Source organism: Streptomyces sp. NPDC057099 (assembly GCF_042671245.1).
GTDB classification, from domain to species: domain Bacteria; phylum Actinomycetota; class Actinomycetes; order Streptomycetales; family Streptomycetaceae; genus Streptomyces; species Streptomyces purpurascens.
Window position 1 is genome coordinate 1 of sequence record NZ_JBHUTX010000083.1, and the last position, 19,505, is coordinate 19,505.

Sequence of the window (19,505 nt, forward strand, 5' to 3'; positions counted from 1 at the left end):
GGTGGACAGCTCGCGTGGCTGTCCACCGGCCCCTTCTCGTTTCTGGTGTCGTTCAGGTGAGCGGCGGGCCCGGCTCGGGGCTGGGTACGGGTTCCGGGCCTGGGGGGATCGGTGACGGGTCGGGACCCGGCACGGGGTCAGGCCCCGGGGGCGGGGTCGGGGACGGGGGCGGCGGGGTCGGCTCCGGGCCGGGCGGTGGCGGCGGATCCGGCACCGGGTCGGGGCGCGGCTCCGGGTGCTGGGGATCCGGGCCCGGTGTCGGCCCCGGGTGCACGGGGTCGGGAAACGGATGCGTCATGAGGCCCTCCAGCCAGTCGATCGACTCCGGCTCTGGACTATCCCCCGCCTACCCGGCACCCGCTTCCCCAGTCACTCCGGCGCGGGACGGGGAAGGGTCCAGGTGGGTCAGAAGCGGCCGGGGTGAGCGGACAGCCAGTCCTTGGCCGCCGTCAGCAGGTCCGGATCGGCCGGGCGGGCCTCGTCGGGATGACGCTCGACCCACCGGGTGACGTAGGGGCACAGCGAGGCGACCGGGCTGTGCTCGCGACCGGCGATGGCGTACAGCTCACGTGCGAGCGAACCCGCGATGCCCTGGCCCTCGTGGGCCGGTTCGACGATCGTGTGGACGGGCACGAGCGCGCGCTCGGGGCTCTCGAGGACGAAGTACTCGATGCGGCCGACGACTTCACCGCCGGTCAGCGCCTCCAGGCGGCCCGCCGCCCGGTCGTCGCGGATCACCAGGTCCTTCATACGGACATGCTCCTGTCCCGTGGGTGTCCGGTCAGGCCCCGACGGCCTGCGGGCTGCGCTGCTGGTCCGAGCCCGGCACCGGCTCGGACGGATCTGCGCCCAGGGCCGCGATCCGGTTGTCGCGGTCCACGTGCACGACCCTGGGGGTGAGTGCCCGCGCCTCGGCGTCCGTCACCTGTGCGTAGCTGATGATGATCACGAGATCACCGGGGTGCACAAGATGCGCGGCGGCCCCGTTGATCCCGATCACCCCGGATCCGCGCTCGCCCTCGATGACGTACGTCTCCAGCCGGGCGCCGTTGGTGACATCGACGATGTGCACGAGCTCACCGGGCAGCAGATCGGCGGCGTCGAGCAGGTCGGCGTCGATGGTCACCGATCCCACGTAGTGCAGGTCGGCCTGGGTGACGGTGGCTCGGTGGATCTTGGACTTGAGCATGGTGCGCAGCATCTAGAACTCCTGAAAGACGGCTCCCTGCCGGCTTTCTGCAGGTCAAGGGCGGTCTTTACTGTACACCGGCACGCGTTGGACTCGAAGATTGTGAGGAACATCGCTTCACTCTTGCGAGAAGGCTTCCGGCCTGCGCCTCCGTGCGAGCCAGGCTGCTGCGACGCCGTCGCCAAGGCACCTGTTCGGACAACCGTCTCGGAATGTGCGGGGACTGATGCTGATCAGATGCTGACTTAGCTGACGACATATCAGGCACACGAGGAGCCCAGGGCGAGTCGCTTCACGCGAAGTGCGGGAATGGAGTGCTGGACGGTCAGCAATCAGCGCTTCCTGACCGCCTCGAACACACTAGACGTTTGAACACGGTCACAGATCGGGGGACGCCGACGCGGGCCCGCATTCCGGTTGCTCGGTTCGCGTCCATCTGGCGGTGACGCGCCGGGGTCCGCGCGCCGGTCGGCCAGGAGCCGCTTCCGGCGCGCGGGCTCAGAAGTGGGTGGTGATCCCGAAGGTCTGCCGGAGCCGGGCCATGTCGTGACGGTCGTGATCAGCAGGTTCATAGCCCTGGTGGAAATAGACCTGCTGCTCGGGCGACAGGCACGGGACGGTGGCCCCGAGGATCGTGCCTGTGACGAAACACGAGGCGGGATAGGCGAACGGGTGCTCCGCGTCGGGTGACGCCTGCACGGCGGATCCGTCCGCGGCAAAGACCAGCGGGTGAAGATCGATCTCCCGGTCATGAGAACCGGTGACGACGAACCGTACGGGGCGCCAGTCGAGGGTCTCGACGAAGCCGGCGTCCGCGAGAGCCGCCACGACGTCAGCTTCCTGGTCCTCTCGGTGCATCAGGTCCAGGTCGCGGTGCAGGCGGGTTTGCTCGCCGACCAGGGCGTCGATGCCCCAGCCGCCGCCGATCCAGATGTCGACGTCCGCGTTCCGCAGCACTGCGAGGATGGACAACACATCGTCGGCCGTCATCACCTGGCGCACGTTAGCGGTGATCACGTGGGCGGGCGAGTGGATTTATGTGCGGTCAATCTCCTCGAGGAACGTCAGTACAGAGGCGTCCTCCTCGATCAGTGGGATGAGGGCGGCGTTGAACGGGGCGCCGTACGGGGCGTTCAGGTGTGCCTTGAAGGCGTCCTCGTCCCGGTAGACCTCGAAGATCCAGTAGGCGCGCGGGTCGGTCGCCTTGGTGTAGACGTCGAAGGCCAGGTTTCCTGCTTCTTCGCGCACTTTCAGGGCGTAGTCCCGGATCAGGCGAGCGACCTCGTCCTCTGCTCCCTTTCGGGCGGTGAACTCGGCGAGCAGGGTTTTCGTCATGGTTTCCTGTCCTTTCAGTGGGTGGAGCCGAGGCGCCGGACGACGGCCTTGTCCGTCGGGAACGGCGCCATCTGGTCGTGCCACGGCGGGTTCGGGCCGGCGACGGAGCAGGTCAGGGCCGCGACCTGTGTGGCGAACAGGCAGGCTGCCTCGACATCGCCGAGACGCAGGTCCGTCAGCCTGCCGCCGAGGAGTCCGCGGGTGCCGAGGTGGTGCAGCAGTCCGGCGGTGAAGGAGTCCCCCGCACCGACCGTGTCGACGACCGGTGTCGCCACCGCCGGCACCTGCACCCGTTCCCCGTCGAGTGAGGCCAGCGCGCCGTCGGCGCCGCGTGTGATCACGACGAGCCGCGCGCCCGCCGCATGCCAGGTGTCGCACGCCTGCTCGGGCGGCGTTCCGGGCAGGAGGAGTTCCAGGTCGTCCTCGCTCAGCCGCAGCACATCCGCGAGGCCGCACCAGTGCGCCAGCCGGGCACGGTAGACCTCGGGACGTACCAGGAGGGGGCGGACGTTGGGGTCGATGCTGATGGTGGCCCGGGGTGCGGCCGCTGCCAGGAAGTCCTCCACCACGCCTGCCCCGGGTTCCTTGACCAGGGCCAGTGACCCGGTGTGGACGCAAGCGGTGTCGGTCAGGTCCACCGCGGCCAGTTCCGCGCTGGTCCACTGCCAGTCGGCGGTGGCCTGGGCGTGGAAGGAGAACGTGGCCTGCCCATGGGCGTCCAGCTCGGCCACGGCGAGCGTGCTGGGCTCGGCGGCCTCGACGACGTGCGAGAGGTCCACGCCCGATGCCTCGAGGTGGGCCCGGAAGAGGCGGCCGAACACGTCACCGGACAGCCGTGCGAGGAAGCGGGCCGGAGTGCCGAGCCTGGCCAAGGCCACCGCCGTGTTGGCGGGTCCGCCGCCCGGAAGCACGCGCAGGGCGAGTTCGTTCCGGGCACGCGCGGGTTCGGTGAACGCGTCAGCGACGCACTCTCCCAGGACGGTGATCTGGCGCGGGCTCATGGGCTGCTCTCCTCTTGGAACGCGCCTTCTTGGAACGCGCGGAGCGGAAACGGGCATGACCCGGGCAGGCCGGCGAACGGCCTCGGGCGGGCGACCGCCGAGGGGCGTTGCCGATTTGTGACGGGTGCAAGGCATTGACGTTGCCGGTGAGCGGAGTCCATCATCCTCGCCAAGCAGTGTCAACGATGACATGAGTCATCGTTGACATCGCGGGACGGCAGGCCTCGCTGCCGACCACCCGCCCGACATCCCGCTGGAGTCGTTCATGTCACGCATCTCTCGTCTGCCCTCCTCCTTGCTCAGAGCCGCCGCGTGCACGGGTGTCGCAGCGCTCGCCCTGACCGCCTGTGGATCCGGATCCGGATCGGGCAGCGCGAGCACCGGCTCGGGCGAGGTCAAGGTCGGCCTGATCACCAAGACGGACACCAACCCGTTCTTCGTCAAGATGAAGGAAGGCGCGGAGAAGACCGCGAAGGCCGAAGGCGTCAAGCTCATGACCGCGGCCGGCAAGTTCGACGGAGACAACGCCGGTCAGGTCACCGCCATCGAGAACATGGTCGCCTCCGGCGTCAAGGGCATTCTGATCACCCCCAGTGACTCGAAGGCGATCGTGCCCGCGCTCGAGAAGGCCCGCGCCAAGGGCGTCCTGGTCATCGCACTCGACACCCCGACCGAGCCGCAGAGCGCCGTCGACGCTCTCTTCGCCACCGACAACGTCAAGGCCGGCGAGCTGATCGGCGAGTACGCCAAGGCCGCGATGAAGGGCAAGACCGCGAAGATAGCCGCCCTCGACCTCGCGCCGGGCGTCTCCGTCGGCGTCCAGCGGCACAGCGGATTCCTCAAGGGCTTCGGCGCCACCGACAAGGACGTCGCCTGTGCTCAGGACACCGGCGGCGACCAGTCCAAGGGCCAGACGGCGATGGAGAACTGCCTCCAGAAGGAACCCGGCATCAACGTCGTCTACACCATCAACGAACCGGCCGCCCTGGGCGCGTACACCGCGCTCAAGGCCAAGGGCCGGGAGAAGGACGTCCTGATCGTCTCCGTCGACGGCGGCTGCACGGGCACCCAGGCGGTCAAGGACGGCAAGATCGCCGCGACCTCGCAGCAGTACCCGCTCAAGATGGCCGCCGAGGGCGTCAAGGCCGTCGTGACCTACGCCAAGGACGGCAAGAAGGCGTCGGGTTACACCGACACCGGCGTCACCCTGATCACCGACAAGGCGCAGGACGGCGTCACGTCCAAGGACACCGCCTACGGCCTGGAGAACTGCTGGGGCTGAGCCGCCGCCCCCGGCTGCCGCCGTTCGACACCCCTCAGCGGGGCGGCCGGCCCCTCCTCCCCGACCGGGGACGGCCGCCCCCTCCTCCTCCTGCCGTCCGACAACGACTGACCAGTCCTGACAAGGACTTGTGTCTTCCGACAAGGACCTCGCATGACTGCCACGTCCACGCCACCCTCCACGTCCACGCCGTACGCGGAGCTCAAAGCGCCGACCACGGTCCGCAGACTGCTCACGCAACCGACCACCGGACCGCTGGTCGCCCTCCTCCTGGCCTGTGTCTTCTTCTCCGTCTCGAGCGACCAGTTCCTCACCGGCGGGAACTTCTCGCTGATCGTGCAGCAGGTCATGGTCGTCGGCACCCTGGCCATCGGCCAGACACTGATCATCCTCACCGCGGGCATCGACCTGTCCTGCGGGGCGGTGATGGCGTTCGGCAGCATCGTGATCGCCAAGATGGCCGCCGAAGGCTCCCTGCCGCCGCTCGCCGCCATCGCCCTGGGCCTGGTCGTCTGCGGCGGCTTCGGCATGCTCAACGGGGCGCTGGTGCAGAAGATCCCGCTGCCGCCGTTCATCGTCACCCTGGGCATGCTCAACGTGGCGTTCGCGCTGACCCACATCTACTCCGAGGAGCAGACGGTCACCAACCTGCCCGGCCCGCTGACGGCCCTGGGGCAGACCTTCCCCCTCGGCAAGACCGACATCACCTACGGCTCGCTGGTCACCATCGCCCTGTTCCTCCTCCTCGCCTACGCGCTGAGCAGCACCGGCTGGGGCCGGCACGTCTACGCGCTCGGCAACAGCCCGGAAGCGGCGCGGCTGAACGGCATCCGCACCTCCCGCCTGGCCATCGGCGTCTACACCGTGGCCGGCCTCCTCTACGGCATCGCCGCCCTGCTGCTCATCTCCCGCACCGGAGTCGGCGACCCGCAGGCCGGGCAGACCGACAACCTCGACAGCATCACCGCCGTGGTCCTCGGCGGCACCAGCCTCTTCGGCGGGCGCGGTTCGGTCCTGGGCACGTTCATCGGCGTCCTCATCGTCGGAGTCTTCCGCAACGGCCTGCAGCTGATGGGCGTCGCCTCCATCTACCAGACCCTCATCACCGGAGTCCTGGTGATCCTCGCGGTGACCGTCGACCAGATCTCCCGGAAGAAGGCCCGTTGATGAGCGCCACCTCCTCCCCCACTCCTGTCCTGCAGGCCCGCGGTCTGGTCAAGCGCTACGGTCACGTCACCGCCATCGACGGCGCCGACTTCGACCTGCTGCCCGGCGAGGTCCTCGCCGTCATCGGTGACAACGGCGCCGGCAAGACCAGCCTCATCAAGGCCCTCACCGGCGCGGTGGTACCGGACGAGGGCGAGATCCGCCTCAATGGCAAGCCGATCCAGTTCTCCGGCCCCCAGAGCGCACGCGCTCACGGCATCGAGACGGTCTATCAGGACCTCGCCGTGGCAGCTTCCATGGACATCGCCTCGAACATGTTCCTGGGCCGCGAGCTGCGCCGCCCGGGCATCCTCGGCAGCGCCTTCCGCATGCTCGACAAGAAGCGCATGCGCCAGGAAGCCGCCGAGCACATGGCCGACCTGAAGATCGGACTGCGCTCGCTGACCCAGGCGGTCGAGACCCTCTCCGGCGGACAGCGGCAGGCCGTCGCGGTCGCCCGCGCCGTCGCCTGGGCCCGCAGCGTCGTCGTCATGGATGAGCCCACCGCCGCCCTCGGCGTCAAGGAGTCCGGACAGGTCCTCGACCTCATCCGCCGCGTCCGCGACAAGGGCATGCCGGTCGTCCTGATCAGCCACAACATGCCCCATGTCTTCGAGATCGCCGACCGGATCCACGTCCACCGGCTGGGCCGGCGCGCCGCCGTGATCAAGCCCTCCGACTACTCCATGGCTGAGGTCGTCGCCATCATGACCGGCGCTCTCACCGTCGACGCGGCCGGAGATACTGTCGTAGCGGATTCCGCGGCGGCGAAAGCCGCCGGAGTCCAGGCCACCTGACAGCTCACCCCCGCTCTCGCATGTTCCGGCCGAGGCCGCGGCCGGAACCCGAGAGCACTCAGGAGACGGTTTCCTCCATGGCAGCGAGCCGCCGCCCCACCCTTGCCGATGTCGCACGAGAAGTCGGCGTCAGTGCCAAGACAGTCTCCCGTGTCCTCAACGAGGACGGACCCGTCTCGGCGCAGACGCGGGAACAGGTACTCGCCGCGGTGGCCAAGTTGGGCTTCCAGCCGAACCTCATGGCCCGCAACATCCGCGTCGGCGGTCCGGACACCACCATCGGACTGGTCATCCCCGACCTCGCCAACCCTTTCTTCGGAGCCGTGGCCCGCGCCATCGAGGACACGGTCCGCGAACGCGGACTGACCCTCCTCATGGGCTCGTCCGCGGACGAGCCCGACCGCGAACGCGCCCTGACGGACAAGTTCCTCGCCCGTCGCGTCAGCATCCTCATCGTCGTGCCGTCCGTCGGCGCCGACCACTCCCACCTCAAGTCCCACCGCACGGCGGGGCTTCCCATCGTCTTCCTCGACCGCCCGGGAGTCGGCCTGCCCACGGACAGCATCGTCAGCTCCAACCGTGCCGGAGCCCAAGAAGGCGTCGCCCACCTCATCGCCCACGGGCACCGCCGCATCGGATTCGTCGGCGACCTGCCCGTCAAGCTCTACACCCGCCGCGAACGCCTCGCCGGATACCGCGCGGCCCTGCAAGAAGCCGGCCTCCCCTACGACCGCGCGCTCGTCGCCAACAGCCACGACCAGCCAGGCGCCGAGGCCGCGACCGCCCAACTCCTCGAACTGGCCGATCCCCCCACCGCCCTGTTCGCCGGAAACAACATCATGGCGCTCGGCATCGTCGCCGAACTCGCCCGCAGCAAGCGCAAGGACGTAGCAGTCGTCGCCTTCGACGACGTATCACTCGCCGAGGCACTCGAACCGGCCCTTACCGTCGTCGCCCAGGACCCCGAAGAACTCGGCCGCACCGCCGCGGCCACCGCCCTGGCCCGCCTCGACGGCGACCGCTCCCGGGCTCGCACCATCACCGTTCCCACCCGGCTGATCGTCCGGGGCTCGGGGGAGCAACCTGCACCCAAGCCGTAGACGGGATGCCTCTGCTTTCGCGGGCCTCATGATCCTGGGGCCTCGACAACCCAGCATTGACCACGATGTGGCCCGATCGATCGACTTCCCTCCGGCATTCTCCGTACCAGCCATGTCGCCCCTCACAGGGGAGGGCCGGCGCTCGACGGAACAGCCCCGCTGAGGAGGCCGCAACCCGGATCCGCCGAGTCGGCGGCGCTCGGCCACGAGCGATCGGTCGGTCGGTTCCACGACACGGTCGCCAAGCACAGGTCTCCAGGCGCTTGGCGCCGATCCGGCGAGGGCGACCGGAGACTGTTAGGCCCCACCACTGAGAGTGCGGTCAGGCGGCGAAGGAGGCGAGCAGTTCGTTGTACTGCTTTGCGGCGGTGGTCAGGTTCTCGTCGGAGAGGCCGAAGGCGGTGCCGTACAGCTTGACCATCGGCTGGATGTCGAACTGGCACAGCCGCAGGGTCGCGTGCCAGTTGCTGAGGAGGGTCTCCAGGGTGGCCTGGTTCGAGCCTTCGGGGGTGTAGTGGTCGGCGGGGACGCCGGCGGTGACGGCGACGACGGCCTTCTTGCCGGACAGCTGTGAGGGCGAGCCGTCCATGGTGAAGGCCCAGCCGAGGGTGAATACCTTGTCCTGCCACTGCTTGAACAGAGGAGTGGTGTTGTACCAGAACACCGGGTGCTGGAAGACGATCACATCGTGCTCGGCCAGCAGCGCCTGCTCGGCGTCGGCGTCGACCTGGAAATCAGGGTAGGCGGCGTAGAGGTCGTGCACGGTGACATGGGCCAGCTCGCGGACGGCGTCCACCAGGGCCCTGTTGGCCTTCGACTGGGACAGGTCGGGGTGACCTACGACAAGGAGAACCTTGGACATGATCAGGGACCTCTTCAGTGATCAGGGATGTGGGTGACGGATGCGTTGGCGGGTGTGACGGGTCGGGGATTCGCCGAGGCGTGGTCACCGGTCGATGGTGGCCATGTTCGCCTCGTCGTGACGCTCGCCCGCGGCCGGCGTGAGGTTGTTGAGGCGGTCCAGCTGAGCGGCGCTGAGTTCGATGCCGTCGGCGGCGGTGTTCTCCTCGACGCGCGAGACCCGCCGGGTTCCGGGGATCGGGGCGATGTCGTCGCCGCGGGTCAGCAGCCACGCCAGCGCGGTCTGTGCCGGGGTGGCGCCGATCTCGGCGCCGATGGCCTGGACTTCGTCGACGATGCGCAGGTTGCGCTGGAAGTTCTCGCCGGTGAAGCGCGGGTTGGTCTTGCGCCAGTCGTCGTCGGCGAAGTCGTCGACGGTGCGGATCTGCCCGGTCAGCAGGCCGTGGCCGAGCGGCGAGTAGGGCACGAATCCGATGCCGAGCTCGCGCAGCAGCGGGAGGATCTCGGCCTCGACGTCGCGGGTCCACAGCGAGTATTCGGTCTGCAGCGCGGACACCGGATGCACGGCGTGTGCCCGGCGGATCGTCTCGGGTCCGGCTTCCGAGAGGCCGATGTGGCGCACCTTGCCCTCGGCGACCAGCTCGGCCAGCGCGCCGACGGTCTCCTCGATGGGCGTGTTCGGGTCGACACGGTGCTGGTAGTAGAGGTCGACGTGGTCGGTGCCGAGCCGCAGGAGCGAGCCCTCGACCGCGGTCTTCACGTTGCCGGGGCTGCTGTCGATCACGCCGGGGCCGTCGCCGGAGTGGGAGACGAGACCGAACTTCGTCGCCACCACGACGTCGTCGCGCCGGCCCTTGATGGCCTTGCCGACGATTTCCTCGCTGTGGAAGGGGCCGTAGATCTCTGCGGTGTCGATGTGGGTGACCCCGAGGTCCAGCGCCCGGTGGATCGTGCGGATCGACTCGGCGTCGTCGAGCCCCCCGCCCGTGGTGTACATGCCGGCCATGGTCATGGCTCCCAGGCCGATGCGGGAGACATCGAGCCCGCCCAGTGATACGTGCTTCATCAGGTACTCCTAGTCGTGACGGCCGTCAGGCCGATCGGTGTGGTCATGATCAGTGAGGTGCGCAAACCAGCTGGCGGACCGTGCTCGGGTCGTCCGCGCGCTGCCGGCACGCGCGCCGTTGCCCGGCCGACGGGTCAGCTGCCGAAGGTCCACCCGGAGGCGGCTTCGGCTCGGCCGGGGGTGCGGGGCGTCCTGCCCGGCTGTGGGGTTCGTCGTAGGCCGGCGCCGACGAGATCAACGCCATGGTCGCCGGTAATGCGCTTCCTCCAGGCGGCCCGGGTCGTCCGTGAGGAATGCGAGCCGGCCGCTGGCGGGAGGGGTCCGACGCCGGTGTCGCCAAGGACAGGTGGCGGGGGATCCGCGGGCGGAACCGATTGCGCCGCGTCAGTGCTCCCGGGCCGCCGGCTCCAGAACGAGAACCGGGATCTCGCGGTCCGTGTTCTTCTGGTACTCGGCGTAGTCGGGGAACGCCTCGACGGCCCGGGCCCACCACAGGGCCTTCTCGTTGCCGGTCACCTCGCGTGCCAGCATGTCCTGGCGCACCGGGCCGTCCTGTAGCTCGACCCGGGGGTCGGCCACCGCGTTGTGGTACCAGACCGGGTGCCTGGGGGCTCCTGCCATGGAGGCGATGACGGCGTAGGAGCCGTCGTGCTCCACCCGCATGACCGGGGTCTTGCGGATCTTGCCGCTCTTCGCGCCCAGGGTGGTCAGGATGACGACGGGCAGGTCCCGGAGCCTCTCGTCTTCCTCCCGTGCGACCAGGACACTCAGCGTCGTTCCCTGCGTACCTCCGGAGCTTTCGTACAGCTCCACCTGGTCACGCACAAACTGCGCCTTGCTCGGCTCGTACTCGCCTTTGAGGGGCATGCTGACTCTCTCCGTGCTGTCGAAACGCACCCGGCACGGTCCTGCGCCCCAGCCGGGGTGCGCGGCGTGGTGCTCAGGCGAGGGCGTCGTCGTAGGCCAGGGCGCCGCCCAGCTCGCGGGATGCCTCGGCCTGGGCGAGGAGTTCCTTAGCCTTGGCCTTGGCGGCCTCGATGGCGTCCGCACCGGCGACGAAGCGCTGCGGGGGCTTGTCCTGGCCGGCGATGGTGAGCAGGGCGCGGGCGAGCTTGGCGGGATCGCCGGGCTGCTTCCCGTTCATGCTCCTCATGCCCTCGATCCGCGGGGCGGTGCGCGGGGCGTAGTCGTCGATGGACAGCTCGGGCCAGTTGGTGGAGCCGTCCACGAGGAGTTCGGTACGGAAGTAGCCGGGCTCCACGATCGTGGTGTGGATGTTGTACGGCTCGACGTCGTGGCGCAGGGACTCCATCCAGCCCTCTTCCGCGAACTTGGAGGCCGCGTATGCGGAGGTGAATTCCATGCCGACCAGGCCGGCGGTCGAGGTGATGGTGATGACGTGGCCGGCGCGCTGCTTGCGCAGCATCGGCAGGACGGCGCGGGTGACGTTCATCGGGCCGAAGAGGTTGGTCTCGAACTGCCGGCGCATCTGCGAGGGCGAGATCTCCTCGAAGTAGCCGGTGAAGAGGTTCCCGGCGTTGTTGATCAGTACGTCGATGCGGCCGAAGCGGTCGACGGCGGCCTGCGCGGCGGCCTCGGCGTCCTCGACGCTGGTGACGTCCAGCGTTGTGACCAGCAGGTTGTCCTGCGGCCCGCCGAGGGTCTTCTCGACCTCTGCGGGACGGCGGCCGGTGGCGACGACCTGGTGGCCGGCGGCGAGGGCCTCGCGGGCGATGTCCGTGCCCAGACCGCGTCCGGCACCGGTGACGAAAATGACCTTGCTCATGGGGGTCCTGGCTCTTGTCGGGGCGCCGTGGTCGGGCACCCGGTGTGTGCGGGGGCGTGCGGCCCGCCCGGCGGCGCGAGTGCCGCCCTTTCCGGGCCGTTCACACCGTCGTGGGCGGTGCACCACCAACAGAACCGGCTGTCACGCGAGTGTGGGAGTCCCTGATGAGGGGGTCACTGACAGGGACCCCCAACCCGGCGGATGCGCTCGTAGAGTGAAACGCATGGCAGGCAGAAACGACCCCGACGGCACCAACCGCGACATCCGCGACGATTTCCGCGCGGAGATCCGGGAATTCCTCGGCACGCGACGGGCCAGGGTCACCCCCGAGCAGGCCGGACTGCCCCTGTACGGCGGAGAACGCCGACGAGTCACCGGGCTGCGCCGCGAGGAGGTCGCCCTCCTCGCGGGCATCTCCAGCGAGTACTACACACGGCTGGAGCGCGGCAACGCCACCGGCGTCTCCGAGAGCGTCATCGAAGGCATCGCCCAAGCACTTCAGCTCGACGAGGCCGAACGCATCCACCTGCTCGACCTCCTGCGCGGCGCCGGCACCACCCGTCCGCCACGCCGCCGCCCGGCCCAGCAGCGCGTGCGGCCCGCGGTGCAGCGCGTCCTCGACTCCATGGCCGGCACACCCGCGTTCATCCTCAGCGGACGCGGAGACATCCTGGCCGCCAACCACCTCGGACGCGCCCTGTTTGCCCCCGTCTACGCCGACCCGGTACGGCCGCCGAACAACGCCCGGTTCGTCTTCCTCAGCCCGCACGCGACCGAGTTCTTCCGCCACTGGGACGAAGTCGCCAACGACACGGTCGCCATGCTGCGCGCCGAGGCCGGCCGCGATCTCTACGACCGGCGGCTCACGGACGTGATCGGCGAACTATCCACCCGCAGCGCGGAATTCCGTCACCGCTGGGCGGCCCACAACGTCCGCATGCACACCACCGGCGTGAAGCTCCTCCACCACCCGGTCGTCGGCGACCTCGACCTGCCCTTCGAAACCTTCCCACTCCCCGACGGCCCCAGCCAGTTCCTCCTCACCTACACCGCCGAGCCCCACTCACCCTCGCAGGACGCCCTCGACCTGCTGGCCAGCTGGGCCGCAACCAACGACGACATCGAGCGGTCCGCGTCGGCCGACGACTCCCGGTCGGCCGACTCGTCCGAGACACCCGACTGACCGACCCGCGACGCGAGTCGATCCGCGAAGTCGTCAACGGCTCTGACATGGCGGTACGTCCGCCGTGTTCCGTGTCCGCCTCGTTTTCAAGACCGTCGGGCGCAGCCGAGGAGACGTGAGCGACATCCACGAGGAAGACCGGCCAGGCCGGCTTGTGACGACGACCGCTCGCATCGTCGCAGATGCGGCGCCTGCGGATGCTGCCCGTTCGTCCATGCCAGTTGCTCGCATGTCGGGTACGGCCCACAGGGTCGCCATGCTGCGGGTCGGGGCGAGGTGGTCACCGAACCAGGGGGACAGGCCCGAGTCGTCCTGGTCAGGCCGCGGGGCGGCGAGGGGTGGGACGCGGGCCTGTCACCGGTGGTGCGCGGTGCGCAGCTCCTCGGTGAACCGGGCGATGGCGTCTTCGGCCGTGGGGACGGGGCCGAACAGCTGCTCCTGACGGCGGGGGTCGGCGACGTAGCGGCCGGTCTCGAACCAGCGGAACATCGCGGCCATGTCCTTGATCAGGGGCATGAAGCGGCCGGCGACGGCTCCCGCGGCGCGGGCGACGGCGGACGGGACGGCCCACACCTTGATCTTCTTTCCGGCCGAGCCGCCCATCACGTCGGCCACCTCGCGCATGCTGACCGGACGGTCCCACCCGATGTCGATCCGCTCACCGGCCTCGGCCTCGGCGTCGACCGCGGCTGCCAGGTACGCCGCGAGATCGGAGGTGTGGACGAAGGTCAGCGGGACGGTGGCCTTGCCGATCCACACCATGCGGCCCTTGTCGACCGGGTCGCCCGCCATGCTCGCGACCTGGTCGAGGAATGCCCCCGGGCGCAGGGCGACGAACGGGACGCCGAGCTGTGCGAGCTTGTCCTCGGCGAGCTTCTTGTGCCAGAAGTGCGGGACATCGGGCGTCTGGTCGCTGGTGAGGATGCTGGTCAGGACGAACCGCCGGATGCCGGTGCGGTGGGCGGCCTCGGCGAGGTTGGCGTTGCCGACGGTGTCGATGTCGTTGGCGTTCCTGCCGCCGCGGGTGTAGCCGGCGGCAGTGGTGATGACGGCGTCGGCGCCGTTCATGGCGGCCACGAGCGAGTTGACGTCGAGCATGTCGCCGCGGGCGATCTCCACGCCCCGGCTTTCGAGCCGGCCGGCGTCGCTGGCCGGCCTCACCAGGGCGCGGACGTTCTTGCCGCGCCCCAGCAGTTCGTCGACGACCTTGCTCCCCAGGGAGCCGGTCGCCCCGACGACGAGGACCGGGAGGGTGGTTGAGTCGGTGGCAGGCATGGGGGTTTCACTTTCCGTCAGGTCATCAGCGGGGGCTTGGTGGGCGGGGCAGGGGTGGCCGCAGACATAGGCGTCTGCGTGCCGGGCGGGCTGATGGAGGCGGGCCGAGGGGGCGGATCCGCGGTGCGCCTCGCCGCCGGAACGTGCCGCGTCCGAAGGCAGCCGCGACGGGGTGGGGGATATGGCCGACCTGGCGGTGGTCGCGCCGTATGGGGGCGGTGTGCACCCCGGTCCGCGTGCCCCTTTCATGTGTGGTGTGGCGAACGCGGGCATGGGGTGCGCACCGGGGAGTCACGCGGATTCTTCTTGCGGCAGCGCGCGGCTGCTGATCGCCTCGGTGATGGCGTAGGCGGTCTCGACGAAGGACTCCGCCTGCTGCTCCGACAGATTCCGGGCGGAGGTCTCCTCCAGGGCCTGCCACAGGGCCGCGATGGGCTCGCGCATCGCCCGGCCCTTGTCGGTGAGGTGAACGACCATGACGCGCCGGTCGTGTGCGGCCGGCTCGCGAACGATCAGGCCGGCGTCCTGCATGCGGCGTAGCGCCTTGGAAATGGTGGAGTGGTCCACACCGACGCTTTCGAGCAGCTCGGACTGGGACTGCCCCTCCCGGTCCAGGAGGTGCATCAGCAGCAGTTCCTGTCCGGGATGCAGGTCCATCTCGCGCAGCAGGGTGGCGGCGTAGGCGCGGTGAGCGCGGGCGAGCTGGAAGATCGCGTAGCTCATCGGTCCTGCGCCGGCCGTCGTGGGGATGCGGGGGTCGGGCGTGGGCATGGTTCGGTTCCTCAGCCGGTGTGGGTGGGGTAGTCGGTGTAGCCGGCCGCTCCGCCGCCGTAGAAGGTCGCCGGGTCGGGGGTGTTCAGCGGCGCGCCGGCGCGGAGCCTCTCGACCAGGTCCGGGTTGGCGAGCGCGAGGGCGCCGACGGAGACGAGGTCGGCCGTGCCGTTGTCGATGTCCTTGGCGCGGATGGGCAGGTCGGTACCGGCCCGGTTGAGGATCAACGTGGTCGGCCACAGCGCACGCAGAGTGCCCAGCAGGTCCTCGTCGCCGGCGTGCATCACGTGGAGGTAGGCCAGACCGAGCGGGCTGAGGGCACGCAGGAGCGCCGGATACAGCTCGGCGGTGTCGGACTCGGCGATGTCGTTGTAGGGGTTGCCGGGGGAGATACGGATGCCCGTGCGGTCGGCTCCGATCTCGTCGGCCACCGCGGCGGCGACCTCGGCGGCGAAGCGGATGCGGCCCTCGATCGAGCCGCCATAGCCGTCGGTGCGCTGATTGGTGTTGTCGGACAGGAACTGGTGCACCAGGTAGCCGTTGGCGCCGTGGATCTCCACGCCGTCGGCGCCTGCCGCGACGGCGGCCGCTGCGGCGCGGCGGAAGTCGTCGACGGTCGCCGCGACCTCCTGCGTCGACAGAACACGAGGGGTCGGCATCTCCTGGGGGCCGGACGCGGTGAACATCGCGCCCTGCGGCCGGATCGCCGAAGGGGCGACCGGCCGGCGGCCGTGGGGGGTGTTGTCCGGGTGGGCGATGCGTCCGGTGTGCATCAGCTGAATGACGATCCGGCCGTCGGCCGCGTGCACGGCGTCGGTGACCTTGCGCCACCCGGCGATCTGCTCGTCATTGTGGATGCCGGGGGTCAGGAGGTAGCCCTGGCCGTCGGCGGAGGGCTGGGTTCCCTCGGTGATGATCAGCGCGTGCGAGGCCCGCTGGGCGTAGTACTCGGCGTTCAGCTCGGTCGGTACGCCTTCGGGTGTCGAGCGGTCACGGGTCATGGGTGCCATGACCAAGCGGTGCGGCAGAGAGATGCCGCCAAGAGTGGTCGGCGTCCACAGGGTATTCAGCATGAGGGGGTCCTTCGATAGGAGCGGTGACCGACCGGTCACCGTAAAGGGCAGCGGGTGGTGGTGTGTGAGGGGTGGGAGGGGGTGCTCAGTCGACGGTCAGGACGAGCTTGCCCCGCACGTGCCCGGCGTCGCTGACCTGCTGGGCCGTGGCCGCCTGGTCGAGCGGGTAGGCGGTGACGGTGGTGAAGAGCTTGCCGGCCGCGGCGTCCTGGGCCAGGGCGGCCAAGCGGGCGGTCGAGCGTTCCTGGGACCCCTGGGAGAAGCTGATGCCCAGCTGGCGTGCACCGAAGTCGGCGATGGTGACGATGCGGTCGGTGCCGCCCCGCAGGGTGATGGAGTCCTCCAGGGCTCCCTTCCCGGCCAGGTCGAACACCGCGTCCACGCCGTCGGGGGCCAGCGCCCGCACCCGCTCGACCAGGCCCTCGCCGTACACAGTCGCGGTGGCACCGAGCGAAGCGAGGTAGTCCTGGTTGGAGGGGCCCGCGGTGGCGATCACGCGTGCTCCGCGGGCCGTGGCGAGCTGGACCGCCAGGGTTCCCACCGCTCCGGACGCGCCGTGCATCAGCACGGTCTCCCCGGCGGTGACCCCCAGCAGGTTCAGGACCCGCTCGGCCGTCTCGCCGGCCACCGGCAGCGCGACCGCGTGCTGCCAGTCGAGGCCGGCGGGCTTGGGAGCCACGGTGGTGGCCAGCGCGTATTGAGCGTAGGAGCCGGTGTCCGACCAGCCCAGCACCTCATCGCCGACCTGCACGTCGCTCACGCCCTCACCCAGGGCGTCCACCACGCCGGCCAGCTCGCCACCGGGGACGGCGGGGAGGGTCGTCGGGCGGACGGCCTCCAGCGTCCCGGAGCGGATCTTGCCGTCCAGTGCGTTCAGCCCGGCGGCCTTCACACGGACCCGGACCTGGCCGGGGCCGGGCTGCGGGACCTCGATGTCCGCCTCGCGCAGCACGCCCGGGCTGCCGAACTGGTCGAAAACGATTGCTTTCATGACGACTCCATTCCCTTCGGCCACCAAAAGCGTGGCTGGCCACATAATCAAGGTAACAGCAATCGTGTGGCTAGCCAAGTATTCATGGGGCCGCTGAGCCACGTGCGTCGGCTCCTGCGCTCGGCAATGTGCTGAGCGACATCGTCGGCGGGTGGAGCGCCTCACGCATGTCTGGCGGGCCCGGTGCCGGCAGAGCGGGTCATGGGGAGCTCGTTTGGGGCTGTTCCGGAGCCGGCCGACACTGCTACGGACCGCCGCGCGCACCCGTCATCACCGATGCTTGTAGGTAGGTGTCCGCGTGCAGGTGGATCAGCGGCGCTGCTTGCGTAACCACCCGTCGTGTCCGGCCCACGCGTCGCCGCGGCGGTCACCAGGGCAGCATGCCAGGACGCCCTACAACGAGTCGCATGTCCGGGCAGCTTTCCAGCGTACGCAGGGACCCCCGAATACTCTCGTGACCTGACTGACAACGGCGCCGAGGGGGAGTGAGCATGGGCAACTGGGTCGTGATCGCGGAGTACTGCAGCGACACGTACAGGACCGAGTTCATCTGTCGTGGACAGGAAACGAAGGACCAGGCGCTGAAGGCGCTCCGTGCCGCACTCCACACGTACCTACCGAGCAAAAATATCGTCGAGAAGCGGCGCCGCGTGTATCGCTTCGCCGACCAGGAGTCATACCTGGTGGTGATCAAAGGCAAGCTGACGGAGTGGGACTGCACCCTGCGCGTCGCGGAGCTGGTCTCGGACTCGACCGACCCGGCCGTGGCCGAGCGGGCGCAGATGGACGACGACGCGGCAGAGCCGGCTGACGAGCCGCAGGACCGGATCCCGCCCGGCCACTGAGCGGCGGACCGACATCCGCTCAAGTCCCTCCGGTCACGCGCGCGCCGGGTCCTCCGTTGGGAGCGCCGGGCGCGCGTCAGCTACGCCAGGGCTCCCAGCGGGAGTTCCACCAACGCGGTGCCATGCCTCCGAGCCTTCGAGCTCACCAGGTCGGGCCGCCCTGACGGCGCTCATGCGTCCATGCGCGCCAGGGCCCATCGGCTCAGTCTCGGCAGGCCATGTCGAGGACCGTGGCGACCCGGTTGAGTACGTCGAGGGGTGGGGTGTAGGGAACGCGCAGGTGGTGGGTGAGGGTGGCATCGGCCGCGAAGCGCGGGCCGGGGGCGAGTTCGACTCCGCTCTTACCGACTCGTTCGACGATCGTGTCGGCGGGAGTGGCGGTGAGGTGCAGCCACAGCGCGAGTCCGCCGGGTGGAACGGTGAAGTGCCAACGGTTGTCGTCGGCGAGCAACTTGCTGAGGTGGTCGCGCTGTCGCCGGAGTTCGCCGCGCCGTCGATGGAGCACTGTTTCCAGGTCGCCCAGGAGTTCGGCGGCGACGAGCTGTTGCATGGGGGGTGCGGACAGTGGGCCGGCGAGGGGGTTGCTCTGCAGGCGGCTGACGAGTGGGGTCGTCGCTCGGATCCAGCCGATGCGCAGGCCGGCCCATATCGCCTTACTGGTGGAACCGATCAGCACGGCGCCGCGGATCCGAGGCGCAGGCTCCGGCCGGTCGCGCAGGTCGAGGTCGCGCATGGTCTCGTCCGCGACGATGGTCACCTGGTTCTGTGTGGCCAGGTCGGCGACGGCTCGACGGATGTGCTGAGGCATGAACGCACCGGTGGGGTTGTGGAAGTCGGGCACCAGGTATGCGAGGTGGCCTCGGGCAGCGGTGAAGGCGGCCTCGAGCTGGTTGAGGTCCCAGCCGTCGGTGGTGACCCTCAGGCCGACCAGTCTCGTTCCGGGACCTCGTAGTACCCGCAGCGCATCGAAGAACGTGGGGATCTCGACGGCGGCTACACGGGGTTTGAAGTGTGCGGTGAGCAGGGTCAGCGCGGCGCGTGCCCCGCTGGTGACGAGGATGTGCTCGGGCCGGGTGGCCAGACCCTCGCGGCTGTATCGTGCGGCGATCAAGGCACGCAGCTCGGGCAGACCAGGTCCGGGTTCGCCGTGCTCGGCCAGCAGCGGGGCTGCTCGTTCCACGGCTCGCCGGGTCGCTGCCAGGTAAGCCTCCTGCGGTGCGGCGGGCACTGCCCGGCGCAGGTCGGTGACCGAGCCGGTTTCCCCGGTCGCCGAGAGGGGGGCGATCCGTTCCGCGGCGGCCGGGGGCAGCTGCACCGTGCTGGCGCTGCCGTGCCGGGTGCGGACCCATCCGCTGTTACGCAATCGGTCCAGCGCGGCCGTCACCGTGCCGCGGCTCACCCCGAGAGCAGTGGCGAGGCGGCGTTCGGCGGGCAGCTCGCTGCCAGTGCGTACACGGCCGTCGAGCACAGCTTCCCGCACCGCTTGGGCCAGCGCCGCGCTCAGTGGCGCATCGGGGATTCGCCAGGGCCCCAAGGCCCGCACCAGCTGCTCGTCTCCGATCCGCACTGGTCCAGTTTCCCATGATTGGACCATGCCCTCCGGCCCGCCGCCTGCCTACCGTCGTGGTCAGCCGAGACGAACGGAGACACCGAGCCTCCGCCAACTCGAAGTCGCAGGTAAAAGGGCTGGTGTGGCGGTCTCTCGGGATGCTCGTGCTGGTCGCGGGCGGCAGTCTGCTGAGAA

Annotated in this window: 20 protein-coding genes; 6 read left to right on the forward strand and 14 right to left on the reverse strand. The window is 69.7% G+C overall.

Annotated elements, in window-relative coordinates; all coding sequences use genetic code 11:
* Positions 1-405: 405 nt before the first annotated feature.
* The 5 genes from ACFT4A_RS41405 to ACFT4A_RS41425 all read right to left on the reverse strand — a co-directional run bounded on the left by ACFT4A_RS41405 (position 406) and on the right by ACFT4A_RS41425 (position 3,525).
* On the reverse strand, positions 406-750 hold the full coding sequence (locus tag ACFT4A_RS41405; protein ID WP_382841549.1) for a GNAT family N-acetyltransferase: 345 nt from the start codon (positions 748-750) through the stop codon (positions 406-408).
* A gap of 31 nt (positions 751-781) precedes the next feature.
* Positions 782-1,201, reverse strand: coding sequence for an aspartate 1-decarboxylase (gene panD / locus ACFT4A_RS41410; protein WP_382841551.1), 420 nt, complete (start codon positions 1,199-1,201; stop codon positions 782-784).
* Between the two features lie 486 nt (positions 1,202-1,687).
* Complete coding sequence (locus ACFT4A_RS41415) at positions 1,688-2,179, reverse strand: nucleotidyltransferase domain-containing protein (RefSeq protein ID WP_382841553.1); 492 nt, start codon at positions 2,177-2,179, stop codon at positions 1,688-1,690.
* A 45-nt stretch (positions 2,180-2,224) separates the two neighbouring features.
* A complete protein-coding gene (locus tag ACFT4A_RS41420; protein WP_382841555.1) occupies positions 2,225-2,524 on the reverse strand; it encodes a putative quinol monooxygenase in 300 nt (99 codons plus the stop codon).
* 14 nt (positions 2,525-2,538) lie between these two features.
* Positions 2,539-3,525 carry a carbohydrate kinase gene (locus ACFT4A_RS41425; RefSeq protein WP_382841558.1) on the reverse strand — a complete coding sequence of 329 codons (987 nt, stop codon included), beginning with the start codon at positions 3,523-3,525 and terminating at the stop codon, positions 2,539-2,541.
* Positions 3,526-3,790: 265 nt separating this feature from the next.
* On the opposite strand from ACFT4A_RS41425, the gene ACFT4A_RS41430 reads away from it, so the two are divergent.
* The 4 genes from ACFT4A_RS41430 to ACFT4A_RS41445 all read left to right on the forward strand — a co-directional run bounded on the left by ACFT4A_RS41430 (position 3,791) and on the right by ACFT4A_RS41445 (position 7,910).
* Positions 3,791-4,807, forward strand: coding sequence for a sugar ABC transporter substrate-binding protein (locus ACFT4A_RS41430; RefSeq protein ID WP_382841560.1), 1,017 nt, complete (start codon positions 3,791-3,793; stop codon positions 4,805-4,807).
* 153 nt (positions 4,808-4,960) lie between these two features.
* Complete coding sequence (locus tag ACFT4A_RS41435) at positions 4,961-5,974, forward strand: ABC transporter permease (RefSeq protein WP_382841563.1); 1,014 nt, start codon at positions 4,961-4,963, stop codon at positions 5,972-5,974.
* On the forward strand, positions 5,974-6,810 hold the full coding sequence (locus ACFT4A_RS41440; protein WP_189722539.1) for an ATP-binding cassette domain-containing protein: 837 nt from the start codon (positions 5,974-5,976) through the stop codon (positions 6,808-6,810). The genes ACFT4A_RS41435 and ACFT4A_RS41440 overlap by 1 nt, the downstream gene beginning before the upstream one ends.
* 77 nt (positions 6,811-6,887) lie before the next feature.
* Entirely contained in the window at positions 6,888-7,910 is a 1,023-nt protein-coding gene (locus ACFT4A_RS41445; RefSeq protein ID WP_382841567.1) for a LacI family DNA-binding transcriptional regulator, read from the forward strand.
* Between the two features lie 322 nt (positions 7,911-8,232).
* On the opposite strand, the gene ACFT4A_RS41450 is transcribed toward ACFT4A_RS41445, so the two are convergent.
* From ACFT4A_RS41450 to ACFT4A_RS41465, 4 genes are all read right to left on the reverse strand, one after another.
* Positions 8,233-8,772, reverse strand: coding sequence for an NAD(P)H-dependent oxidoreductase (locus ACFT4A_RS41450; RefSeq protein WP_382841570.1), 540 nt, complete (start codon positions 8,770-8,772; stop codon positions 8,233-8,235).
* Positions 8,773-8,856: 84 nt separating this feature from the next.
* The gene (locus ACFT4A_RS41455; protein ID WP_382841572.1) at positions 8,857-9,837 is read right to left on the reverse strand and encodes an aldo/keto reductase; all 981 of its coding nucleotides are present in this window, start codon (positions 9,835-9,837) and stop codon (positions 8,857-8,859) included.
* Between the two features lie 384 nt (positions 9,838-10,221).
* Entirely contained in the window at positions 10,222-10,704 is a 483-nt protein-coding gene (locus tag ACFT4A_RS41460; RefSeq protein ID WP_382841575.1) for a nitroreductase family deazaflavin-dependent oxidoreductase, read from the reverse strand.
* A gap of 73 nt (positions 10,705-10,777) precedes the next feature.
* The gene (locus ACFT4A_RS41465; protein ID WP_382841578.1) at positions 10,778-11,623 is read right to left on the reverse strand and encodes an SDR family oxidoreductase; all 846 of its coding nucleotides are present in this window, start codon (positions 11,621-11,623) and stop codon (positions 10,778-10,780) included.
* Between the two features lie 223 nt (positions 11,624-11,846).
* Here ACFT4A_RS41465 and ACFT4A_RS41470 point away from each other — a divergent pair, with 223 nt between their 5' ends.
* The gene (locus ACFT4A_RS41470; protein WP_382841581.1) at positions 11,847-12,806 is read left to right on the forward strand and encodes a helix-turn-helix domain-containing protein; all 960 of its coding nucleotides are present in this window, start codon (positions 11,847-11,849) and stop codon (positions 12,804-12,806) included.
* A gap of 354 nt (positions 12,807-13,160) precedes the next feature.
* On the opposite strand, the gene ACFT4A_RS41475 is transcribed toward ACFT4A_RS41470, so the two are convergent.
* From ACFT4A_RS41475 to ACFT4A_RS41490, 4 genes are all read right to left on the reverse strand, one after another.
* A complete protein-coding gene (locus tag ACFT4A_RS41475) occupies positions 13,161-14,081 on the reverse strand; it encodes an SDR family oxidoreductase (RefSeq protein WP_382841585.1) in 921 nt (306 codons plus the stop codon).
* 291 nt (positions 14,082-14,372) lie between these two features.
* Complete coding sequence (locus ACFT4A_RS41480; RefSeq protein ID WP_382841588.1) at positions 14,373-14,852, reverse strand: MarR family winged helix-turn-helix transcriptional regulator; 480 nt, start codon at positions 14,850-14,852, stop codon at positions 14,373-14,375.
* Between the two features lie 11 nt (positions 14,853-14,863).
* A complete protein-coding gene (locus tag ACFT4A_RS41485) occupies positions 14,864-15,925 on the reverse strand; it encodes an alkene reductase (protein WP_382841591.1) in 1,062 nt (353 codons plus the stop codon).
* Positions 15,926-16,010: 85 nt separating this feature from the next.
* On the reverse strand, positions 16,011-16,916 hold the full coding sequence (locus ACFT4A_RS41490; protein WP_382841594.1) for an NADP-dependent oxidoreductase: 906 nt from the start codon (positions 16,914-16,916) through the stop codon (positions 16,011-16,013).
* Between the two features lie 491 nt (positions 16,917-17,407).
* Here ACFT4A_RS41490 and ACFT4A_RS41495 point away from each other — a divergent pair, with 491 nt between their 5' ends.
* Entirely contained in the window at positions 17,408-17,761 is a 354-nt protein-coding gene (locus tag ACFT4A_RS41495) for a hypothetical protein (protein ID WP_382841597.1), read from the forward strand.
* A 202-nt stretch (positions 17,762-17,963) separates the two neighbouring features.
* Here ACFT4A_RS41495 and ACFT4A_RS41500 read toward each other — a convergent pair whose 3' ends face one another.
* The gene (locus ACFT4A_RS41500; RefSeq protein WP_382841601.1) at positions 17,964-19,328 is read right to left on the reverse strand and encodes a PLP-dependent aminotransferase family protein; all 1,365 of its coding nucleotides are present in this window, start codon (positions 19,326-19,328) and stop codon (positions 17,964-17,966) included.
* Positions 19,329-19,505 lie beyond the last annotated feature (177 nt).

Coding starts and splice junctions, on each gene's coding strand:
- ACFT4A_RS41460 (WP_382841575.1), bottom strand. CDS start 10,704: ATGCCCCTCAAAGGCGAGTACGAGCCGAGCAAGGCGCAGTTTGTGCGT.
- ACFT4A_RS41445 (WP_382841567.1), top strand. CDS start 6,888: ATGGCAGCGAGCCGCCGCCCCACCCTTGCCGATGTCGCACGAGAAGTC.
- ACFT4A_RS41470 (WP_382841581.1), top strand. CDS start 11,847: ATGGCAGGCAGAAACGACCCCGACGGCACCAACCGCGACATCCGCGAC.
- ACFT4A_RS41405 (WP_382841549.1), bottom strand. CDS start 750: ATGAAGGACCTGGTGATCCGCGACGACCGGGCGGCGGGCCGCCTGGAG.
- ACFT4A_RS41440 (WP_189722539.1), top strand. CDS start 5,974: ATGAGCGCCACCTCCTCCCCCACTCCTGTCCTGCAGGCCCGCGGTCTG.
- ACFT4A_RS41430 (WP_382841560.1), top strand. CDS start 3,791: ATGTCACGCATCTCTCGTCTGCCCTCCTCCTTGCTCAGAGCCGCCGCG.
- ACFT4A_RS41425 (WP_382841558.1), bottom strand. CDS start 3,525: ATGAGCCCGCGCCAGATCACCGTCCTGGGAGAGTGCGTCGCTGACGCG.
- ACFT4A_RS41435 (WP_382841563.1), top strand. CDS start 4,961: ATGACTGCCACGTCCACGCCACCCTCCACGTCCACGCCGTACGCGGAG.
- panD (WP_382841551.1), bottom strand. CDS start 1,201: ATGCTGCGCACCATGCTCAAGTCCAAGATCCACCGAGCCACCGTCACC.
- ACFT4A_RS41485 (WP_382841591.1), bottom strand. CDS start 15,925: ATGCTGAATACCCTGTGGACGCCGACCACTCTTGGCGGCATCTCTCTG.
- ACFT4A_RS41420 (WP_382841555.1), bottom strand. CDS start 2,524: ATGACGAAAACCCTGCTCGCCGAGTTCACCGCCCGAAAGGGAGCAGAG.
- ACFT4A_RS41490 (WP_382841594.1), bottom strand. CDS start 16,916: ATGAAAGCAATCGTTTTCGACCAGTTCGGCAGCCCGGGCGTGCTGCGC.
- ACFT4A_RS41450 (WP_382841570.1), bottom strand. CDS start 8,772: ATGTCCAAGGTTCTCCTTGTCGTAGGTCACCCCGACCTGTCCCAGTCG.
- ACFT4A_RS41495 (WP_382841597.1), top strand. CDS start 17,408: ATGGGCAACTGGGTCGTGATCGCGGAGTACTGCAGCGACACGTACAGG.
- ACFT4A_RS41415 (WP_382841553.1), bottom strand. CDS start 2,179: ATGACGGCCGACGATGTGTTGTCCATCCTCGCAGTGCTGCGGAACGCG.
- ACFT4A_RS41455 (WP_382841572.1), bottom strand. CDS start 9,837: ATGAAGCACGTATCACTGGGCGGGCTCGATGTCTCCCGCATCGGCCTG.
- ACFT4A_RS41465 (WP_382841578.1), bottom strand. CDS start 11,623: ATGAGCAAGGTCATTTTCGTCACCGGTGCCGGACGCGGTCTGGGCACG.
- ACFT4A_RS41480 (WP_382841588.1), bottom strand. CDS start 14,852: ATGCCCACGCCCGACCCCCGCATCCCCACGACGGCCGGCGCAGGACCG.
- ACFT4A_RS41475 (WP_382841585.1), bottom strand. CDS start 14,081: ATGCCTGCCACCGACTCAACCACCCTCCCGGTCCTCGTCGTCGGGGCG.